Genomic DNA, 2275 nt, shown 5'->3' with positions numbered 1-2275 from the left:
GACGAATAGTTTTGAATTAAAAATTCCAGCGGATATAATTAGCAAATGGAATTTGAAAGACGGAAGTTATTCGATAAAAGATCAACTGTATGAAAAAAGTAATGTTCAATTGCAAGTTGTGAATGGCGAAGGAAAAGCTTCAATTACAATACATCCTTTGGAATCATTTATTTACCAGTTGTAAAAGTGGTCGATGGATAAAATAAAAAAAGCTGATACTTAAAATATCAGCTTTTTTTATTCTTATTTTTTAAATGTTGCTTTATAATTTTCGTTTACTTTTTCCCAGTTTATTATATTGAAAAAAGCATCGATATAATTTTTCTTTTTGTATTGGTAATCCATGAAATAAGCGTGTTCCCAGAGGTCAATTCCTAAAATTGGTGTTCCGTGAAATCCAACAACAGGAGCATATGTCATTAAAGGATTATCTTGGTCTTGAGTTGTTGATAATTGTAGGACTCCAGTTTTATCGACAACCAACCAAACCCAACCAGATCCAAATTGTTTAGTTGCAGCGTCTTTAAATACGGTTTTGAAATTAGAAAATGAACCAAAATCTTTAGTGATCTTTGAAGCTAAGGTGTCTATCGGTTCTCCACCTGCTTTTGGACTTATGGATTTAAAGTACAAGCTATGGTTGTAATATCCACCCGCATTATTACGCAATACAGCGTCGTTGATGTCTAATTTACTTAATATGTCTTCTATGGAAAGGTTTTCTTTGTCTGTTCCTAATACTGCTTTGTTTAAACTATTGGTGTAATACAAATAATTTTTATAATGGGTCTCTACTGTCAAAGCCGATAAATCAGGTGATAATGCATCATATCCAAAAGGAAGTTTTTCCAATTGAAAAGAGCCTTCATCAGCTTTTAAATCATTTGGATTCCCTATAGCAACCTTCTCTTGTACCGTAGGTAAAGGAACTTCTACAACTTCAGTTAATTTTTTATCGTTACAAGAAATTAAAACCGAAATTAAAAGCAAATGAGCTATTAGAAAAGTGTTTTTTTTCATCAGAATAATACAATTACTTTATTAAGGAATGAATTAGTTCAATATATTGTTGTTTGGCTTCGTCTTGCGTAAGGTGACTAATTTGAATCCAAGCATTAGTTTTGAATGCATTTCTTAAGTCGGAATTGTCCATAACGGTAAACTTGGTTTTGTCAAATGTTGCATGCTTGTAAAAGGCATAAAGACGTAGCTGGACATCTTGTGGTAAAGATGCTTGGGTCATAAAGGAAGCGATTTCAACTGCTTCCTGAAATTGTTTATCTAAATCTTTTTCAATCATTAAGATTTAATTGCAATTATAGTTTTTCCTCCAATTGCTTTTTGGTCAAGTACCACATTAATTGGAGTACCTATTGGTAAAAAGATATCTACTCTTGAACCAAATTTAATAAAACCAGCATCGGTACCTTGTACTACTTGCATTCCTTCTTGGGCGTAATTTACAATACGTCTGGCTAAAGCACCAGCAATTTGACGGTACAAAATAGCTCCAAATGTTTTATTTTCAACCACAACCGTGGTTCTTTCATTTTCTTCACTTGCTTTTGGATGCCAAGCTACCAAAAATTTACCAGGATGGTATTTGCTGAATTTTACAATACCACTTAGTGCATAACGTGTAACGTGAACGTTTATAGGAGACATGAAAATTGAAACTTGAATTCTTTTGTCTTTAAAATATTCAGTTTCAAATACCTCTTCTATTACAACAACTTTTCCGTCTACTGGAGCGACAATATGATTCTCATTTATTTCTACTGTTCTTTTTGGATTTCTAAAAAATTGCAAAATGATGATTAATAGCAATAGAGCAGCTATTTCAATGGTCATTTTAATCCATTCTGTTTGGATAAAACGATCAGATACTAAACATACGATGGCAGTAAAAATAGTGCCTAATAAAATACTTTGAGTTCCTTCTTTATGAAACATAACTTAAAATTTGATAAAATAAAAATATTATTGGTGCTACAAAGATAACACTATCTAGTCGATCTAGAATACCTCCATGGCCAGGCATTATGTTTCCGCTGTCTTTTTTTTCTGAAATTCGTTTGAATTTGGATTCAACTAAATCACCAATTGTCCCGAAAATACCAACAATCAAGGCGATTATAATCCAAATGTAGGTGTTTTTTTCAGGTAGCATTAAAAAATATTTTGAGATAAAATAACTGGCAATTAATGCAAATCCAATTCCGCCCAAAAAACCTTCGATGGTCTTTTTTGGGGAAATTCTTTCAAATAATTTATG

Annotated in this window: 5 protein-coding genes; 1 reads left to right on the top strand and 4 read right to left on the bottom strand. The window is 32.0% G+C overall.

The features are described from left to right. On the top strand, window positions 1-184 hold a 184-nt coding region (locus VFS71_RS19225; RefSeq protein ID WP_326403281.1), incomplete at its 5' end, for a hypothetical protein. A 59-nt stretch (window positions 185-243) separates the two neighbouring features. Here the strand turns inward: VFS71_RS19225 and VFS71_RS19220 are convergent. The 4 genes from VFS71_RS19220 to VFS71_RS19205 all read right to left on the bottom strand — a co-directional run. After that, on the bottom strand, window positions 244-1020 hold the full coding sequence (locus tag VFS71_RS19220) for a superoxide dismutase (RefSeq protein WP_326403280.1): 777 nt from the start codon (window positions 1018-1020) through the stop codon (window positions 244-246). Window positions 1021-1033: 13 nt separating this feature from the next. After that, a complete protein-coding gene (locus tag VFS71_RS19215; RefSeq protein ID WP_326403279.1) occupies window positions 1034-1300 on the bottom strand; it encodes an acyl-CoA-binding protein in 267 nt (88 codons plus the stop codon). After that, on the bottom strand, window positions 1300-1953 hold the full coding sequence (locus tag VFS71_RS19210) for a phosphatidylserine decarboxylase family protein (protein ID WP_326403278.1): 654 nt from the start codon (window positions 1951-1953) through the stop codon (window positions 1300-1302). Before VFS71_RS19210 ends, VFS71_RS19215 begins: the two co-directional genes overlap by 1 nt. Next, window positions 1943-2275: phosphatidate cytidylyltransferase (locus VFS71_RS19205; protein ID WP_326403277.1), on the bottom strand; the 333-nt coding region annotated here is incomplete at its 5' end. The genes VFS71_RS19205 and VFS71_RS19210, both read right to left, overlap by 11 nt.

This window comes from Flavobacterium sp., from assembly GCF_035760125.1.
In the GTDB taxonomy this organism is placed as follows: Bacteria; Bacteroidota; Bacteroidia; order Flavobacteriales; family Flavobacteriaceae; genus Flavobacterium.
The sequence above is the reverse complement of the archived record's forward strand: the minus strand, read 5'-3'. Positions and strand labels throughout refer to the sequence as shown.